9 protein-coding genes are annotated in these 18,080 nt (G+C 70.1%); 8 read left to right on the top strand and 1 reads right to left on the bottom strand.

Annotated elements, in window-relative coordinates; translation table 11 throughout:
- Positions 1 to 26: 26 nt before the first annotated feature.
- A complete protein-coding gene (locus AC3ETA_RS45120; RefSeq protein WP_432198699.1) occupies positions 27 to 7,082 on the top strand; it encodes a hybrid non-ribosomal peptide synthetase/type I polyketide synthase in 7,056 nt (2,351 codons plus the stop codon).
- Positions 7,079 to 8,107 carry a MupA/Atu3671 family FMN-dependent luciferase-like monooxygenase gene (locus AC3ETA_RS45125; RefSeq protein WP_432198700.1) on the top strand — a complete coding sequence of 343 codons (1,029 nt, stop codon included), beginning with the start codon at positions 7,079 to 7,081 and terminating at the stop codon, positions 8,105 to 8,107. Before AC3ETA_RS45120 ends, AC3ETA_RS45125 begins: the two co-directional genes overlap by 4 nt.
- 37 nt (positions 8,108 to 8,144) lie before the next feature.
- On the opposite strand, the gene fabD is transcribed toward AC3ETA_RS45125, so the two are convergent.
- Positions 8,145 to 9,125, bottom strand: coding sequence for an ACP S-malonyltransferase (gene fabD, locus AC3ETA_RS45130; RefSeq protein ID WP_432198701.1), 981 nt, complete (start codon positions 9,123 to 9,125; stop codon positions 8,145 to 8,147).
- 14 nt (positions 9,126 to 9,139) lie between these two features.
- On the opposite strand from fabD, the gene AC3ETA_RS45135 reads away from it, so the two are divergent.
- The 6 genes from AC3ETA_RS45135 to AC3ETA_RS45160 all read left to right on the top strand — a co-directional run bounded on the left by AC3ETA_RS45135 (position 9,140) and on the right by AC3ETA_RS45160 (position 17,811).
- A complete protein-coding gene (locus AC3ETA_RS45135) occupies positions 9,140 to 9,928 on the top strand; it encodes a thioesterase II family protein (protein WP_432198702.1) in 789 nt (262 codons plus the stop codon).
- Positions 9,925 to 11,277, top strand: a complete 1,353-nt coding sequence (locus AC3ETA_RS45140; RefSeq protein ID WP_432198703.1) for an MATE family efflux transporter — start codon at positions 9,925 to 9,927, stop codon at positions 11,275 to 11,277. The genes AC3ETA_RS45135 and AC3ETA_RS45140 overlap by 4 nt, the downstream gene beginning before the upstream one ends.
- A 33-nt stretch (positions 11,278 to 11,310) precedes the next feature.
- Complete coding sequence (locus tag AC3ETA_RS45145) at positions 11,311 to 12,681, top strand: DUF6002 family protein (RefSeq protein ID WP_432198704.1); 1,371 nt, start codon at positions 11,311 to 11,313, stop codon at positions 12,679 to 12,681.
- Between the two features lie 100 nt (positions 12,682 to 12,781).
- A complete protein-coding gene (locus AC3ETA_RS45150) occupies positions 12,782 to 13,690 on the top strand; it encodes an LLM class flavin-dependent oxidoreductase (RefSeq protein WP_432198705.1) in 909 nt (302 codons plus the stop codon).
- Complete coding sequence (locus AC3ETA_RS45155) at positions 13,687 to 16,635, top strand: amino acid adenylation domain-containing protein (RefSeq protein ID WP_432198706.1); 2,949 nt, start codon at positions 13,687 to 13,689, stop codon at positions 16,633 to 16,635. The genes AC3ETA_RS45150 and AC3ETA_RS45155 overlap by 4 nt, the downstream gene beginning before the upstream one ends.
- Before the next feature lie 426 nt (positions 16,636 to 17,061).
- Complete coding sequence (locus AC3ETA_RS45160; RefSeq protein ID WP_432198707.1) at positions 17,062 to 17,811, top strand: transposase family protein; 750 nt, start codon at positions 17,062 to 17,064, stop codon at positions 17,809 to 17,811.
- Positions 17,812 to 18,080: the final 269 nt, after the last annotated feature.

Genomic DNA, 18,080 nt, shown 5'->3' on the forward strand with positions numbered 1-18,080 from the left:
ACGTGACTTCCCCAAGGAGCATCCACATGTCCCAAGCGCTGCCCGAACCCGTGGACGGCGACGTCCCGGCCGTGGCCGTCGTCGGCATGGCCTGCCGCTTCCCGGGCGCCGACTCCGTGCAGGAGTACTGGCAGCTGCTGCGCAGCGGCGGGGAGCCCAATGAGAACGTCCCCGACCAAGAGCTGCGGGCCGCCGGGCTGCCCGAGAGCCTGATCAACGACCCCGACTACGTGGCCGTACGCAAAAGGTTCGCGGATCCCGCGCTGTTCGACGCCGGGTACTTCGGACTCACCCCGGCGGAGGCGGAGATCACCGACCCGCAGCAGCGGTTCCTGATGGAGACGGCCGTGCACGCCCTGGAGCACGCCGCGATTGACCCCGATCGGTTCTCCGGGCGCATCGGCGTGTTCCTCGGCCTCAACCACTCCGACTACCTCCTGGACAACGTCCTGCCCCACCGTGACGCCGTAGAGCGGCTGGGCTGGCACCGGACCCTGATGGGTAACGACCGTGGGTTCACCGCCACCCAGCTTGCCTACCGGCTGGGACTGACCGGTCCGAGCCTCGCCGTGGACTGCGCGTGTTCGTCCAGCCTGGCCGCCGTGCACCAGGCCTGCCGCACACTGCTGGACTATGAGGCCGACGCCATGGTCGTCGGCGGTTCCTGCATCAAGCCCCGCGACCTCGGCTACCTGTACACCGAGGGCGGGACGGCCTCCCCGGACGGTCGCTGCCGCCCCTTCTCGGCCGAGGCCGCTGGCACCGTCTTCGCCAGCGGTGTCGGCCTGGTGGTGCTGCGCCGCCTGGAGGACGCGCTGGCGGACGGCGACCGAGTACTCGCCGTGATCCGGGCCGGAGCCGTCAACAACGACGGCACCTCCAAGAGCGGCTACACCGTGCCCAGCGCCGTCGGACAGGCCGAACTCATCGCCACCGTCCACGCGCTGGCCGGCCTCCCGGCCGACACCGTCAGCTACGTGGAGGCCCACGGCACTGGAACCGCCCTCGGCGACCCGATCGAGGTAAGCGCCCTAGTGGAGGCGTTCCGGGAGACGACGACCGCCACGGGCTTCTGCGCCCTTGGCTCGGTGAAGTCGAACATCGGGCACATCGACTCGGCCTCGGGCATCGCCGGCCTCATCAAGGTCGTCCTCGCCCTGCACCACCGCGAACTGCCGCCGACACTCGGCTGCGAGGAGCCCAACCCTCACCTGGACCTGACGAATTCACCGTTCTACCTCAACCGGGAGTTGCGACCCTGGCATGGAGCACACCCGCTGCGGGCCGGGATAAGCTCCTTCGGCATCGGCGGCACCAACGTCCATCTGCTGGTGGAGGAGGCCCCGCGGCAGCCTCAGACACCGGCGCCCGTGTTCGCCGACGACTCCGTCCTGCTCGCCTTCACCGCCAGGTCACCCGAGTCCCTCGACGCCCTGGACACGCAACTGCGCAAGCACCTCAGCAACGTCACCTCCGCCGCAGGAGCGCACGACATCGCGTTCACCCTGCGGCGGGGACGCACCCAGCACCCCCTGCGCCGCGCCCTGCTGTGGCGCCCCGGCGGCGACATCGTCCGGGTCGGACCGGCGGAGACCGCAAATCCCATGGTCCGGTCAGTGGCTCTCCTGCTGGATTTCCCAAGTCCGATCGCGCACCTCTTCGGCGACCTGTACGACACCCTGTCGGCTTTCCGGACGGCGGCGGACCCACTCCTGGACGCCTGGCGGTCCGGCCTCGGCCTCGGCTCGGACACCAGCCTTGGCGCCCTGCCGCACGCCGTCCTGGCCACGATCACCGCCCTCGGCGCCGCCGCAGTGTGGCGCGAGCACGGCATTGAGCCCGCGGCCGTACTCGCCGCCCCAGAATGCCGGCTGGCGGCAGCCGTGCTCACCGGCGTGCTGCCCCCACAAGAGCTGAAGCGTCTGCTGGCCCGGCTCGCCACCGGCGAACCCGCCGAAACGGCGGCGCGCAGCCTCACCCTCGGCCCCGCGAAGCTGACCTGGTATGACGCCGACGGCAGTGAACTCGTCCCCGCCGGGCGGGCGGCGGATCCCGCCCACCTGGGAGCCGGTGCGCCCGCTTCGCCCGGTCTGCGCACGCTGCCACCGCGCGGGCTCACCGTGGCACGTCCGGCGGTCACGCCCGACGCTCAGCCGCCGTCCCCCGCAGCCCTGGGCCGGCTGGGGCGCCTGGTCTCCATCCTGCCGAGCGTCCCCGAGGGCGTCCGGCCCGGCGCCGACACCCTGCTGGCAGGCGCCGTCAGCGCCTGGGCCGCAGGGATCCAGGGCGCCGACCTGCCCTCGACCGACATGGCACCGGGCTCAGTGGTGGACGTACCGGTGTACCCCTTCCACCGGCAGCGGTACTGGCGTGAGGCCCAGGACGCCGCCCCCGACACGCCCGCCCGAGATGCCGTACCCGCGGCGGACCTCGAGGAGGAGGCACGCGAACTCTTTCGTGCGGCCGTCGGCGTGGACGAGGTGGCCGCCGACGACGACCTTCTGACCCTCGGGGGCGACTCCCTGCTGGCCCAGCGCGTCGTCGCCTCCGCCAAATCCCGCTGGGGCGCGGTCGTGCCGTTCGGTTCGTTCATGCGCGGCCCGACGCCGCGCCGACTCGCCGAACTCGTGCGCGCAGCCTCCCCCGCCACGGCCTCCCTGCCCGACCGCCCCCGCACCGTCCTGCCTCTAACCCCCCATCAGGAGAAGTTCGTCTTCCTCGACGAGATCGACAACGCTGCCGAGGCGTACAACGTCCCCGTCCTCGCCGACCTGCGCGGCCCCCTCGACACGAGGGCGCTGCACGCCGCCCTGCGCGACGTGGTGGCGCGCCACGAGGCACTGCGCTCGGTGTACACGGTGGTTGACGGACGCGCGGTGCAGCAGATCCGCCCGGCCGCCGAGGTCGACCTGCCGGTCGAGGACGTCACGGAAGACGAGCTGCGGCAGCGGATCCGCGCACTGCTCGCCTCCAAGATCCCGCTGGACCGCGCACCCGTCCTGCTCGCGCGCATCTTCCGGTTCGCGCCCGAACGCCATGTGCTGGGCATGGCCGTGCACCACATCTGCGCCGACGCCCGCTCCACCGGCATCCTCCTCACCGACCTGTACGCCGCCTACGCACACCGCGTCCGCGGCGAGGTCCCCGACCTGCCACCACTCGACGGCCTGCTGGCCGCGCACGCTCTCGGCCAGGCCGAGGCGCTCGAATCCGCGGACATGCGTCGCCACCTGGAGTTCTGGACGCGTGAACTGGCCGACGCCCCCAAGGTGATCGAGCTGCCCGCCGACCGCCCACGCGCCTCGGCCCGCAGCTACGCGGGCCGCAACCTCGACTTCAGCCTCCCGACCGAACTGGCCACGCGGGTAAGGGAACTGGCCGCCCGGGAACGGACCACGCCCTTCGTCGTCGTGTCCGCCGCGTTCTCGCTCTTCCTCGGCCGGATCAGTGACAGCCGCGACGTGGTCGTGGGCACGCCGGTCTCCGGACGGCACCGCCCCGAGGCCCGGGAGCTCATCGGCAACTTCGTCAATACTCTGCCGATGCGAACCCGTTGGGAGCGGGAGCACACCTTCCGCGACCTGCTGCACAGCACGCAGGATCGCCTCACCGACGCCCTCGACCACCAGGACCTGCCGTTCGAGGTGCTCGCGCGGCATCTCGGCGCGGACAGCGATCTGTCCGTGAGCCCGGTGTTCCAGGTGCTGTTCAACATGCTCAGCGAGGACGCCAGCGCGCCCCCGGCGCCGGAGGGCCTGCGCGCGGTCACCGTGCCGTTCGACCGCGAGGCCAGCACGTACGAGCTCTCGCTGAGCTGGTGGCTGGGCCGCGACGGCACGCTGTCGGGCCGGTTCATGTACGATTCGGACCGCTTCGACGCCCAGACGGTGGCCGCCTGGCAGGAGGCGTTCGGACATCTGCTGGACCGGGCCACCAGCGCCCCCGAGACCCTCGTGGCCGACCTGCCCGTCGAGACTCCCGAGGCCGCGGCACGCACCGCGGCAGCCCTCGTCGGCCCGTTCGCCGAAGTACCGGACAGGCCAGTGCACGCCGTCTTCGCGGAGCTCGCCGCACGCCATCCCGAGCGCACCGCGGTGGCCGACAAGCGGGGGAGGCTCACCTACGGGCAGCTCGCCCGGATCTCGGCCGGCATCGCAGACCTGCTCACTGAGCGCGGCGTGGCGCATGGCAACACCGTCGGCATCGCGATGGAGCGCGGCGTTCCCCTCGTGGCCGCACTCCTGGGCGTGATGCGGGCGGGCGCAACTCCCGTGCCCTTCGACCTGGCGCACCCCCCGAAGCGACTCGCGGTCATTGCCGAGGACAGCGGCGCCCGCTTCGTGCTCTGCGCCGACGCAGCCGACGCCCGCTTTGCCACCGAGGCCGAACCGCTCGAACTCGCCGACGTGACAAGGATCCAGGGCCCCGAGGGGCTCTTGCCCGGCGACGCGGTCGACCTGGCCGTTGGTGCCTACGTCACTTACACGAGCGGAACCACGGGACGCCCTAAGGGCATTCACTTCACCCACCGGGCCCTGGCCAACCTGGCCGACTACGACACCCGCGTCACCCCGCTCGGAACGCGCTGGCTTCAGTTCGCCTCGTTCGGCTTCGACGTCTCCTTCCACGAGACCTTCGGAGCGCTGTGCTCGGGGGGATCACTGCACGTCGTCGACGACGAGGACAAGCACGACCACGAGCTGCTGCCCGAGTTCATCCGGGACCATGGCGTGCAGAAGGCGATCTTCCCGGTCTCGCTCATGCACGCGCTGGCCGCCCGCTACCAGGCGGATCCCTCGCTCTTCGCAACCATGCGGGAGATCACCACCACCGGCGAACAACTCCGCCTGAGCGAGCAGATGATCCGCTTCTTCGAGGCCCTCCCGGAGTGCCAGCTCATCAATAACTACGGCCCGGCCGAGACGCACTGCGTCGCCTTCTACCGCTTCACCGGCCCTGCGCGCACCTGGCACCGGTACGCGCCGATCGGCCGTCCGATCCAGAACGTGACGTATGAGATCAAGGACAAGGCGGGCCGGCCCGTGCCCTACGGGAGCATCGGTGAGCTGTTTCTCAGCGGTCCATGCGTGGCCACGGGCTATCTGGGTCGGCCCGAACTGACCGCCGAGCGGTTCTCCACCCATCCGGTGACGGGGGAACGCACCTACCGCAGCGGCGACCGGGTCCGGCTGCTGCCCAGCGGCGACCTGCTCTATCTGGGCCGCGGCGACCAGCAGATCAAGATCCGCGGCACGCGCGTCGAGCTCGGCGAGATCGAGCTAGTCATCCGGCGGGTGCCCGGCGTGCGGGATGTCTATCTGCGGGTCACCGGCGAGAGCGGCGACAAGCGCCTCGACGCCTACCTCATCGCCGCGGGCCGCGCGGAGAACCTGGCAGGCACGGTCCGCGACCGGCTGCGCGAGGAACTGCCCCCATCGCTGGTGCCGTCCTCGTTCACAGTGGTCGGCTCCTTCCCGGTGAACGTCAATGGCAAGGTCGACCCATCCCGGCTGCCGAACCCGGAGTCGGCAGCCGCGCAGCAGCCCACGGACAGGGGCGGCGATCCCGTCCTGACCACGGTCCTCGGCGTCTTCCGCGAATTGCTCCAGGAGCCGCAACTACAGGCCGAGGACGACTTCTTTGACGCTGGTGGCCACTCGCTTCTGGCCACCAGAGCCCTGCACCTCGTCCGCGAGGCATTCAGCGTTCGTCTGTCGATCCGCGACTTCTACACGGCCGGAACGGCGTCCGCGTTGTCGGCCGTCGTGTCCGAGAGGTCCGCCCAGACCGACGACGCGGTAACCCTGCCCCCGCCACGGCTGCCTGACACCGTCCCCGGCGGGCTGCTGCGCCGGGTCCAGAGCCCGGAAGCCGCCCACCAGAAGACCTTCGTCTTCCGTACGGGGGCTCAACTCGACCTGCGACGGCTGGAGTCGGCGCTTGACGCGGTGCTGGCCCGGCACCCCGCGCTCCGGGTGCGCTACCCGCAAGACGGCGGCCCCGTCCTGGCCGCCCCGGGCGAGAACGCGGCGAGCGTGGAGGAACTGCGGCTGCCGACGCCTCCGCCGGCACAGGGCGCGCACGAGTGGCTGGCCGAGGCAGGCCAGGCCGACCCGATCGACCCGCGCCGGGACGCCCTGCTGCGGGTCCGCGCAGTGCGGGTGCCGGAGGAGGGCCTGCTGGTCTCCTTCACGGTCCACGCGGCCGCCCTGGACGGAATCGGCCTGCTCAACCTGGTCCGGTCGGTTGCCGAGGCCTACGACGCGGCGCCCGGCGCGGCCACGGCCGAGGACCAGGGGTTCCTGCAGTACTTGGCCTGGCGGGACGAGCTGCCGTCCATGCCGTCCTTCACGCAGGCGCTCGACGTGTGGCGAGAGCTGCTGCCGGCGCAGCGCGCATCGGACACCGTACCGTCCACCGCACCCGTGCACCGTGTGAGCTGGCGCCCCGACGCCTCCCTGCACGCCGTGATCCGCTCGTGGTGCGCGGACCGTCGGACCACTCCGTTCCTACTGCACCTCACCGCCTTCGCCTCGGCGCTGGCCCGCCGGACCGGTGAGCACGGAGTCTGCTTCTCTGTCGCGCTCGACGGCCGGGTGCACTCCGCGCTGAGCGACTCGGTGGGCGCGTTCGCGAACGTGGTCCCGGTACCGCTGCGCTTCGCGCCAGAGCAGTCCCCCGCCGAGGCGTTCGCCGAGGCGCAGCGCGTCCATGCCCGCGTCGAGTCCGTGCGCCTGGTGCCCTTCGGCGACCTGGCGGCCCGGGACCTCGCGCTGGCCGCCCACATCTCGCAGTCGGTGTCCTTTACTTACGTCCGCGACGACACCCAGGATGTCCTGCTGGCAGGCGCGCCCTTCGAGGCGCTGGAGTTGGACACCCTCCCGCCGGGACAGTGCCTCCAGTTCCTCCCGATCGAAGCGCCCGACTCCCTGCGGGTGGAACTGCTCTGCAGGGACGCGGACGGGCACCGGCACGCGCAGGAGCTGCTCCGGCTCTACCGCGAGGCCCTCTTCCGCCTCCTGTTCGAACCGGACTCCGCTCCGGGCCTCGTCGACTCCGTACCGGCAGGAGCCACCGCATGAAGTTCAGCCTCTTCTTCTTCTCCAGCGGGGACGTCCCTGAAGAGCAGTACCGCCTGCTGAAGGAGGCGGCGCGGTTCGCCGACTCCCACGGCTTCACCGCAGTCTGGACGCCCGAGCGGCACTTCCACGAGTTCGGCGCGCCCTTCCCGAACCCCTCAGTGACGGCGGCCGCCCTCGCGACCATGACAGAACGCGTGGAGATCCGTGCTGGCAGCGTGGTCCTCCCACTGCACGACCCGATCCGGGTCGCAGAGGAGTGGGCCGTCGTCGACCAGCTGTCCGGTGGCCGTACGGGACTGGCATTCGCCTCCGGCTGGAATCCGAGGGACTTCGTGCTCGCCCCCGATGCCTTCGCGGACAACAAGTCCGCCCTGCGGTCGAAGCTCGCGGAGGTCCGGTCCCTGTGGGCGGGCGAGGAGGTCGAGCGGCCCGGGCCCGACGGCGGCCTGGTGGCCATCCGGTCCTTCCCCCGCCCGGTCCAGCAGGACATCCCGCTGTGGATCACGGCGGCGGGTTCCCCGGCGACCTTCGCCCTCGCCGGGGAGCTCGGGCACGGAGTGCTGACCCATCTGCTCGGCCAGACCTGGGAGCAGCTGGAGGACAACTTGGTCGACTACGGCGAGGCCTTGCAGAAGGCCGGTCACGGCCTGGAGAGAGAGCGGGTCGCGGTCATGCTGCACACCTATGTGGCCGACGAAGGGCAGCGGGCCCGGGACACCGCCAGGGCGCCGTTGACGGCGTACATGCGCTCGTCCCTGAACCTCTTCGCCCTCCCCGCCGCTCTCGCCTCAGGAGAAGTGCCGGAGGAGGAGCTCACCGAGATGCTGGAACACGTCTACGACGGCTACACCCGCAGCCGGTGCCTGATCGGCTCGGTCCAGGACTGCCTGCCGATCGTGGAGTCACTGGCCCAGCTCGGGGTGGACGAGATCGCCTGCCTGGTCGACTTCGGGCTGCCGGTCGACGAGGTGCTGCGTGGGCTGGAGGCGCTGGCCGAGCTCAGCGAGGTGTGCGCGTATGTCTGACACGGCGGGGGGCGGCCGCCGGGCCGCCCCCCTCACCTCACACAGTGACAGCGGACACCTGCGCCACGGCCTTGCCGAGCTGACGCATCGTCCCCACGGGCAGGGCAGGCAGCCCGGGCGCCGAGGCACGCGCGATGTTCGACAGCACGCGGCCAGGGCCCACTTCGAGCAGGGCCGAGACCTCCGCAGCGACGAGCAGCTCCACGGTCTGTGTCCACAGGACTGGAGAGGCGAGCTGACGACGCAGCAGCTCCCGCGCCGCCTCCGCCGTCTCCACATACCCGGCCGTCGCGTTCGCCACGACGGGCAGCGCCGGCTCGGCGAAGCGCACGCCTGCCAGATCGTCAGCGAACTCGGCCTCGATCTCCTTCATGAACACCGAGTGGAAGGGCGCCCCCACCTTGAGGTCGACGACGCGCTGCGCCCCGGCCCGGCGTGCCGCGGCAGCGAACTCCTCGACGCCACGAGCGTCTCCGGAGACCACGGTCTGCGCCGCAGAGTTGTAGTTGGCGACCTCCACGGTGCCCCGCCCTTGCCGTGTGACCTCCGCGCACAGCTCGTCGATCTGGTCCGCACCGAGGTCGAGCACGGCGGCCATCCTGCCGGGTGTACGCCGGTTCACAGCCGCCATCAGCTCGCCGCGACGGCGGACCAGGCGCAGCGCGTCCGTCCAGTCGAGCACCCCGGCCGTCACCAGCGCCGCGTACTCGCCCAGGCTATGCCCGGCGACCACGTCCGGCACGACTCCCTGCTCCTCCAGGAGCCGGGTGAACACCAGGCTCGTGAGAAAGATCGCGGGCTGGGTCACTGCGGTGTCGCGCAACTGCTCCGCGTCGCCCTCGAAGCAGATACGGCTGAGCGGCAGCCCGAGTATGTCGTCCGCCGCCTCGTAATAACTTCGGGAGAGGTCCGGGCGCGCCTGCGCTGCATCCTTTCCCATTCCTGGAACCTGCGATCCCTGACCCGGGTAAGTGAAGGCGATTCGTTTCATGACCCAAGTTTGTACCACCCCTCTCATCCGGGAGGCAATCCTTGAATCCTGACGATGTGGCAGTTCCGCCATTGCCTGAGATGTTGATTCTGCATCATGCCGGCGGTTCTGCAATCGCCTACCGTGAACTCGCAAAATCACTCGGAGGGAAATTCAGGACGCTCACGCTCGACCTTCCCGGCCGGGGGCCGTCCCTCGGGCAGAAGCCGTGCCGGAGCGTGGGGGAGGCCGTCGGGTTCTGCCTCGACGCCCTCGACGTGCAAAGTGTCCTGCCGGACGCCGTGTTCGGGCACAGCATGGGAGCGGTGGTCGCCTTCGAGCTTGCCGCCGAACTGGAGCGACGCGGCACTCCGGTCACGTGGCTGGGCCTGTCCGCCGTACGTCCGCCCAAGCTGCCGCACCCCGCGCGTACCCGGCGCGACCTGTGGGACGACGCACGCCTCGTCGACTTCATGCGGGACCTCGGCGGAACGCCCGAGGAACTGCTCCAGGACCCAGACGTCGTCGATTACCTGCTGGAAGTAATCCGCCCCGATCTGGAACTCGTCGATACGTACGAATGCGGGGCCAAAGCCCCGCTGGACACCGTTGCGGAGATATTCCGCGGCCGTGACGACCCGCTCCTCGACGGGGTCGAGACCTGCCATTGGGAAGAGTACTTCCGTCATGCGGTGAACGGCCATTCCTGGCCCGGCGGTCATTTCTACCTGTTCGGTTCGGAACGAGAACTAGCGACCGCCATATCCACGTCATTCGACAGGGCGCTGGAGCAGAAAGCAGGGGCGCCGGAGCAGAAAGCAAGCGGACCGAACCGACAGGAAATCTCATGACTGAAACCGCCACGACCGAACGGCGGCAGAACCCCTTCAGCAGGATCGCGAAGACCGCGCTACCGCTCTACCTCACGATGGTCGCGTCCTCCGCCGGAGCCTTGGTGGACACCGCCCTGCTCGGCAGACATGCGACGTCCTCGCTCGCGGCGTTCGCCGTGACCATCGCCGTCTACAGCCCCGCCACGGCCACCGTCACTGGCGCCCTGCGCGGCGTCATGCCGTTCGTCAGCCAACACGAGGACGACCCCGACGGCATGGCCCCGCTGGTCCGCAACGGCATGTGGCTGGGGTTCATCGTCGGTCTGCTCGGCGCCGTCGCCGTTGCCGGGGTGGCGGTCATCGGACGCGCGACCGGCGTCCCCGAATCCACCCTCGACCATCTCGGAGCGTTCCCCTACCTGTTGGCCGTCGCCGTGCTGTCGACGTCGGTCGGCGCCTCCGCGATCTCCGTCCTGGTCGCCCTCGGACAGGGCAAGCTCGTCATGCGGGCAGGACTCGTCGGCACCGCCGTCGCCGTGCTGCTGTCGATCGGGCTCATCGCGGGCACCGGCCCCCTTCCGGCCCTGGGATTGAACGGCGCCGGCATCGCCATGCTGACGTCCAGCCTCATCACCACCTTCCGGGTCCAACTCGCCCTGCACCGGCTCCCGGTGCTGGCTGGCCAGTCCCTGCGCCCTGGACGCCCCGACCTGCCTCAGGTGTTCCGGCTCGCAAGGGTCGGCATCCCGCTCGCCGGAACCGTGCTCATCAAGTTCGTGGTCCTCGGCGTCCTGACGTTCGCCGCGGCCCGGCTCGGCACCGAACAGGCCGCCGTGCATGGGGTGTCCGAGACACTGGTCAACCTGATCTACACCCTCGCCGTGGCAATCGGCCAGGCGACCGTCCCTATAGTGGCGGGCTCGGCACGCGACGCCGACGCCGCCGGAGCTCGGCGCAGTGTCCTCGCGGGCGGCGGGGTCGCGCTGTGCGGCGTCGGCACCCTCGGTCTCGTCCTCGTGGTCTTCGGCCACTGGATCGTCCCTCTCTTCAGCGAAGACGCGTCCCTGCAGCCGCAATTGGAGGACCAGCTCCCGCTCGTCTTCGCCGTGGTGGTCACCGACGCTCTCCAGGCGATCGCCGGCTTCGGCATGCTCGGGCTGAAGCGCACCTTCCCGAGCCTGGTCTCCACCGCCGTCTTCTTCGGCCTGTTGTGCCTGAGCGCCGTCCCGGTGGCCGATGCGGGCGGGCTCACCGCCCTGTGGTCCGCGCTGATCTGCGCGAACCTCCTCCAAGCGATCACCAAGGGCGTCATCTTCTACCGGCACAGCGCGCGCCTTGCCCCCGAGCAACCCGGCCTCGCCACCTGATGTCCCAGCTCACTTCGACCGGAAGCGATCCTGATGAGTGCTAGCCAGACCCCCCGCACGGTCCGCGTCGAGAACGTCCTCGCGCGCTACTACGACAAGGCGTGCGAGGCCGCCCGCTTGCTGGCTGCGGAGGCCGCCCCGGGGCACCCCGGCTTCGAGCCGGATATCGAACTCCCGCCGATGGCCGAGGACCTTCGCCGCTATCTGGCCGCCTCCGACGTGTCGGTCCACGAACTCGACGTCTACCAGGGGCACTCGCTGACCCTGCTGAACATGATGAGCAACCCGGGTACCCGTACCACCAAGACGTTCGCGTCGCTGCTGATGGTGGCCCGGGCCGTCCACCACATCCGCCGCACCGGCGAGCGCATAGCGATAGTCACCCCATCCTCCGCGAACAAGGCGACGGCCCTGCGCGACGCCGTCCAGCGGGCCGTGGACTGCGGCCTCGTCACCGGTGACGAACTGCGCATCGCCGTGGTTGTCCCCGGCGCGGCGCGCCGCAAGCTGTGGTCCTCGCCTCTCAGCCAGGACACCGACCGGCGGGCGCAGAACCCGGTCATCACCTACGACGGGCCGCAGCGGGCCTCCGTGAAGGACCTGGCGGTGTCCTTCGTCGACAAGTTCGGTGCGGAGGCCGAGAGCCGTACCGGTTATCGGATCTGGTACAGCCTTGCCATCGCCAACTACAAGATGGCCGACGCCCTGCGCGCCCTCGTGGAGCAGGACACCCTGGGCTCCGCCCCGGAGCGGGGCCGCCTCCACGCGCACGCCGTCTCCAGCGCCTACGGCCTGCTTGGCCACGCGTTCGGCCATCGCCACCTGCTCGCGTCCGAGGGCGCGGCACCGCGCTACCTGCTCGTCCAGCACCTGGACACCCCCGACATGGTCCTGCACCTGCGGGGTGGCGACTTCTCGCGCACCCGCGTGCCCGCGTTCACATACGATGCCGCCACGGGGCTGCACCGGCAAGACGCCGACCCGCACTTCCCGGCCGTGACGGCCGATCCCGGGGAGACGCTGGAGACCACCTTCTACACGCAGACCCCGGTCACCGCCGAGGAGATGTCCGGGCTGATCCACCGGCAGGGCGGCGATGGCATCGTCGTCTCCCTCCACGAGTGCTTCAGCCGCTACCCGCAGATCAGGGCCCTGCTCGGCGCCGCCGGCATCACCCTGCCCGCCGACCCGCGGCAACTGCGCGAGTGGTCCCTCGTCATGGCGTTCACCGGCGTGCTCAATGCGGTGGACCGCGGACTCCTCGCAGCCGGGGACGACATCGTGGTCCACGGCAGCGGCAGCTACCACACTGCGGACTTCACCGAACTGGAGGAGGCCGCAATCAACCGCGTCACCGACGTTGATGAACTCAGCGACGTGATCGTCAAGTCGTTGTCCGCCTGAGGGGTCGGCGGCGATGCCACGAGGCCGGAAGCCGCACCCGGCGGCCTCCGGCCCGAACCTCCTGGCGACCGGAAGAACAGACTTCGAAAGAGTAGAAGACATGCGTGTCGGCGTCGTAGTGCTGCCCGAACACAGGTGGAGCGAGGCCCGCCGGATCTGGCGCGAGGTCGAGGAGATGGGATTCGACCACGTGTGGACGTACGACCACCTGTCCTGGCGGTCATTGAGGGACGGCCCCTGGTTCGGCGCGATCCCCACCCTCACCGCAGCTGCTGCGGTGACCGAGCGGATCACCCTCGGGACCCTGGTTACCTCACCCACCTTCCGACACCCCGTGACCTGGGCCAAGGACGTCATGACCCTGGACGACGTGTCCGGTGGCCGTTTCGTGGCGGGAATCGGGGCCGGCGCGGGTGGACATGACACCACGGCGCTCGGCGGCCTCGAACTGACCTCGGGTCAGAAGCAGGACAGATTCCGTGAATTCGTGGAGACGGCAGACCAGCTGCTGCGGCAGCGCGTGACGACCCACCGAGGCGCCTACTACACCGCTGTGGACGTGCACATGGAGCCGGGCTGCGTCCAGCGCCCACGAATCCCCTTCGCCCTCGCGGCGACGGGCCCGCGCGGCCTGGCGCTCGCCGCCGAGCAGGCCCAGATCTGGATCACCAACGGGGACCCGCGCAGGTTCGGGCAGGTGCCTGAGGCCGAGGGGCTCGACCTGGTGAGCCGTCAGCAGGAGCGGCTCGACGAGGCCTGCGCCGGCCTCGACCGCGACCCCGCGGAGCTCTCCCGGCTGATCAACGGCAGTGTCGTGGGCGATGAACCGCTCGCCTCGGTCGACCGGTTCGTCGACTTTGCGGGCCGCTGCGCGCAACGGGGATTCACTGACCTCGTCGTCCACTACCCGCGTCGATCGGCGCCGTTCGCCGCCGACGTGGAGACCTTTGAGCGCGTCGCTGCCGAAGCCCTCCCCGTGGTACGCAGTTTCGAGAAAGGTGCCAGGTGACACAGCAGACACTCGCCCCGGACGCGATCGCCGCGCGCTTGGCCGAAGACCCCGACGCCCCCGCCCTCACCTACCGGGACCGCACCGTCTCGCGGTGCGAGCTCGACGCTGGTGCGGCAGCCGTGGCCTCGGGCCTGCTCCGCAGGGGACTGGAGCCCGGGCAGCGAGTCGGCGTCCTCGTCTCCCGTTCGCCAGAACTCGTCATGGCCCTTCTCGGGATCATGCGGGCCGGTCTCGTCTACGTGCCGGTCGACGGCACCGGCCCAGCTGAACGCGCCGCGGAAACCCTGCGCCGGGCGGAATGCGGCACGCTGCTCACCAACGCCCCCTATGCGGACCGCCGCCTCGGACACGACATAATGCACGTTGACGTCGACGAGTTGCTCCGCTCGGATCCGCACGCAGCGCTGCCCGCCATTACCGGCACCGACAGCGCCTACGTCATCTTCACCTCGGGTTCGACGGGAGTGCCCAAGGGAGTCGACGTGACCCACGCCAACCTGGCAAATCTGTTCTTCGCCCTCGACGCCGAGATCCCCCTGCCGGAACCCTGCGTGTGGCTCGCGATCACGGCAGTCACCTTCGACATCGCCGTCCTCGAACTGCTGTGGACGGCGAGCCGAGGCATCCCAGTGGTCCTAGCCGAGACCGCGGAGACCAGGGAGCTGGCCCTGCCGGACGGCGGTACACCGGCCATGCCGCACGAGTTGATCCTCCGGCACGGCGTCACGGCGATGCAGGGGACGCCGACGTTCTTCCGCATGCTGCTCCACGACCCGACGGCACGGGCGGCGATGGCGCATCTCGACCTGGTCCTGGTGGGCGGCGAGGCCCTGGACCGCACTCTCGCCACAGGGCTCAAAGCCCTCGGCCGTAACGTCGTGATGAACATGTACGGCCCCACGGAGACCACGGTGTGGTCCACCTGCTGGACCGTTCCGGACGATCCCACGGAGATGCACGTCGGGCACCCCGTCGCCAACACCCGGGCATACGTTGTCGACGAGCAGCTCGTCCCGGTCCCGGACGGCGAACCGGGCGAACTGCTTCTCGGGGGGCACGGGGTAGCGAAGGGCTATGTAAAGGATCCGGACCTCACCGCCCGCCGCTTCGTCAACCACCCGGCCCTGGACCCCAGCGGACCGCTCTACCGCACCGGCGACATCGCCTGGCGCACGCCGTCCGGAGACCTCGTCGTGTCAGGCCGTATCGACAACCAAGTGAAGGTTAACGGCCACCGCATCGAACTTGAGGAGGTCGAAGCCGCGCTGAACTCCCTGCCCTGGGTGACCGCCGCGGCCGTGGCTGTCCAGCAGGAAGGGGAGGAGTCGTTCCTCGCCGCGTACTACGTCGCCCGTGGCGGTGAGCGGCCTGACGAACGCACGCTGCGCACCGCCCTCGCCGAATTGCTGCCCACATCCATGATCCCCGCAGCCTTCGTCCCCATCGCCACCCTGCCCGTCAACACCAGCGGCAAGGTCGCCCGCAACGCCTTGCCTCCCGTGTTGCCTGCGGCCGGTCACGCAGCCGAGCCCCTCACCCCACTGGGGGCTTGTGTACGGGTAGCCACGTCCTTGCTGGGGCGGCAGGTCCGCGCCGACGACGACTTCTTCGCCCACGGCGGCAACTCCCTGCTCGGCATGCGGCTGGTCAGCCGCCTGCGTCGGCTGCACGGCCTTTCCGTCGGCGTGGAGGCCCTGCACCGTGGCCGTACACCGCGGGCCATGGCCGACGCGGCGGTGGCCGTGCGCGCCGAGACTGCCGCTGGCCCCGTCCGCCGGGCACCGGTCACGGATGGTCGCTTCGACATCTGGCTCCGCGAGCAGATGCTCCCCGGCGACCCTGCGCAATTCCTGGTCAGCTCCTACGCGGTGGAACCCGCCGTACCAGAGGACGTGGTGCGTACGGCGTTCAGCGCACTCCTGGCCCACCACCCTGCCCTGCGGACGACGTACCGGTACGAGGAGGACGCACTCTGGGCGCAGCTGCTTCCCAGCGACAGCGCTTCGGCCGAAATGTGGGCGGAGAGCACGCCCGAGGGCGAAGTCGACCCGGCCTGGACGAGGCCCTTCGACCTGGAGTCCGAGCTGCCTGCCAGGTGCTTCGTCACCGGCTCCGACACCGGCACACTCGTCACTTTCGTCATGCACCACATCGCCTGCGACGGCTGGTCCGAAGAGGTGATCGCCCGCGACTTCGGAACCGCGCTCGCAAGTGGCCTGAAAGAGCCAGTACGCGACCGCGTCTACCTCGAACCGCATCGGAGCGAGGCCGAACTGGCGGCGGCCCGGAGCTACTGGACGGACCTTCTCAAGGGCTCGGGCTCCCTCGACCTCGAACCCGGCAACCCCGAAAGTCTGCGAACTGCCGACTTCCTGCGCTGGAGGCTGTCCGCCGACCAAGCGCAGCGGCTCGGCTCGGCGGCCGGTGGAGACCTGCACGCCGGCCTCGTCAATTGGTTCGCGACGGCACTGCGCACAGTGACCGGGACACCCGACTTCTGCCTCGGCTCCTACTACGCGGGCCGGGAGGAGGTGGACGAGGACGCCGTCGGATACTTCGTGCGCCCTGTCCCTGTGCGGTTCTCGGGCAACGTGGACGTGCGGGATCAGTGGCTGAGGTCCGTCTCCCAGGTCCCCCTCTCCATGCAGGACCTGATGGGCCTGGCCCCGACGGCAGGGCGGCGACCGGGCACGCCTCCCGTCTTCCAGGCCGCCATGACATACCAAAACGTTGCCCCTGCCAGGATCCAGGTTCCCGGCCGGAACGTCCGCCGCGTTCAGGTCACACCTCTCGCGTCGCCCTTCCAACTGCACCTGGAAGTCCGGCCTTTGGCGGATCGCAGTGCGGCGGTCGAGTTGCAATGGGACCCACGCGTGGTGGCTACGGGCTGTGTCCATCGTCTGCATGACGTGCTGCTGTCCGACGCGGCGATCCTGGCGTAGGCGTCCGGCGGCTGGGCCGATTCTGGAGGCTGAGACGGATGCGCGGCGGGCGTACGCGACCGAGCAGAACCGCCACCGGTTCCGTGCGGACCCGAACGCCTGGACGCGGTCGCCGCCGCGACGAAGGCAGGTGACGCCGCGCGGGAGCGCACCGCCCAACACCCGCTCACCGTGCGGCTAGAGCAGTTGCGAGCCTTGGCCGTGGCCCGTACCGAGGCGCCGCGACCTGGCCGTGGTTGGACCGGCTGACCGAGCTCGCGGCCCTGGCCCTTGGTGGCGGCCAGGGTGGGGTGGTGATCGCGTAGGCAGTGAGCCGTTTCAGAGTGGCCACCGATCGGGTGAGGGGCGGAGGGTGCGAAACGGACAGGGCCCCGGTGCTGTTGAGGGAGGTGTTCGAAGTCTCAACTCGCCAGCACTGGAGCCCTGTTGGTTCCTCATCCTGCCGTACTCGACCTGCCACATGCACTCGTCGAGTGGCTCACGATGCTCATCGTCACCCGTGAGAGTGACCGCCGCTGCAAGCTCCGCCCGTCCCAGCGTGCGCTGGTCGCCCTGGTCTACCTGTGCAAGCACGAGCCCCTGGCACAGATCGCCGCGGCCTTCGGGATCTCGGTCGGCACGGCCCACGCCTACACCTCGGCCGCCGTCAGTCTGCTCGCCGAGCAGGCACCGGGCCTGCTGAAGGCCCTGCGCGAGGCGAACCCGGACTACGTGCTGGTCGACGGATCGCTCGCCGAGTGCGACCGGGTCGGCGACAGTCGTGCCGACTACTCGGCCAAGCACCGCCGGCACGGAGTGAACTACCAGCTGGTCAGCGACCAGGACGGACGACTGCTGTGGATCTCCCCGGCCCTGCCCGGACGCACCCACGACCTGACGGCCGCCCGGACCCACCGGATCATCCGGATCTGCGAGCGCCAGGGCGTCCCGATCCTGGCCGACTGCGCCTACATCGGGGCCGGCTCCTGGGTCACCACCCCACAACGGCGCCCTCCCAGAGGCGAGCTGACACCGACCCAGCAGACCGTCAATCGAGCGCTGTCGCGGGCAAGGGCAGCCGTCGAGCGCGGCCCGGCCCGACTCAAGACCTGGAAGATCTTCCGCAAGGCGCGATGCAGCCCGAATCGAATGACGTCAATCGCCAAGGCCGTCCTCACCCTGGAGCGTCAACGCTGAAATGGCTCAGTGATCCGATCGGGGTCTACCTCTCGCGCCGGGCCTTGGCCGCGGCTCGGGAGGCGGTGCGAAGAAGAACGGCAGCCGTCGCCTCGTCGTGGCAAGTCGATCGAGCAGGGCCAGGCCGACGCCCACGTATGCAGCGGTGACGGTGACCGATCAGATGTTGCGGACGGTAGAGCGGGGGGACTCGTCGACGTGGAGGGTGAAGACATCGGGGCGCGCGTAGTGGCCAATAGGGTCGAAATCGAAGCGGGCGCGCGCGAGGT

It is taken from the genome of Streptomyces sp. bgisy027, from assembly GCF_057710365.1.

What these genes read in the sequence shown, in the direction of transcription:
- fabD (WP_432198701.1), bottom strand. Translation starts at nt 9,125, where the DNA reads ATGAGAGGGGTGGTACAAACTTGGGTCATGAAACGAATCGCCTTCACT.
- AC3ETA_RS45120 (WP_432198699.1), top strand. Translation starts at nt 27, where the DNA reads ATGTCCCAAGCGCTGCCCGAACCCGTGGACGGCGACGTCCCGGCCGTG.
- AC3ETA_RS45145 (WP_432198704.1), top strand. Translation starts at nt 11,311, where the DNA reads ATGAGTGCTAGCCAGACCCCCCGCACGGTCCGCGTCGAGAACGTCCTC.
- AC3ETA_RS45125 (WP_432198700.1), top strand. Translation starts at nt 7,079, where the DNA reads ATGAAGTTCAGCCTCTTCTTCTTCTCCAGCGGGGACGTCCCTGAAGAG.
- AC3ETA_RS45150 (WP_432198705.1), top strand. Translation starts at nt 12,782, where the DNA reads ATGCGTGTCGGCGTCGTAGTGCTGCCCGAACACAGGTGGAGCGAGGCC.
- AC3ETA_RS45140 (WP_432198703.1), top strand. Translation starts at nt 9,925, where the DNA reads ATGACTGAAACCGCCACGACCGAACGGCGGCAGAACCCCTTCAGCAGG.